Origin of the sequence: Rhodococcus sp. IEGM 1381 (assembly GCF_030056795.1) — a bacterium.
GTDB lineage: Bacteria > Actinomycetota > Actinomycetes > Mycobacteriales > Mycobacteriaceae > Rhodococcoides.
In genome coordinates this window covers 1-344 of record NZ_JASHKQ010000037.1, presented here as the reverse complement: position 1 = coordinate 344, position 344 = coordinate 1, and the positions used below count along the sequence as shown (strand labels likewise).

Annotated in this window: 1 pseudogene; it reads left to right on the top strand. The window is 65.1% G+C overall.

Annotation, left to right across the window (positions count from 1 at the left end):
- Nucleotides 1–28: 28 nt before the first annotated feature.
- Nucleotides 29–344 (top strand): annotated as a pseudogene (locus tag QM797_RS26165) (hypothetical protein); the annotation flags it as partial.

The following is a 344-nucleotide window of genomic DNA, read 5'->3' as shown; positions in this document are numbered from 1 at the left end:
CAAGAAAGAACGCCTGTGCGATGCGTTCATGGCCCGCATGCACGGCGAACCCCGCTTGGCATGCCTGTGCCACCGCCCAGAGTGCCCGAAAAAAGATGCAGAGCTGACCGATCGTCGGGTGCCGTTGACGATGATCACCGTCGACATCGCCACCCTCCTCGGGTTACTGGCGAACCCGGCGTATCTGGCCGGTCACGGTTCCATCGACCCGGACCTCGCGCGGGAGTTGGCGCGCAACAGTCACTGGCAGGTCCTGCTCACCGAAGCAGTGACCCTGGCCGAGAAGCTCGGACTGGCTGTGCAGGACCCCGAGACCGGGGAATGGGAACGACGCCCGGACAGCG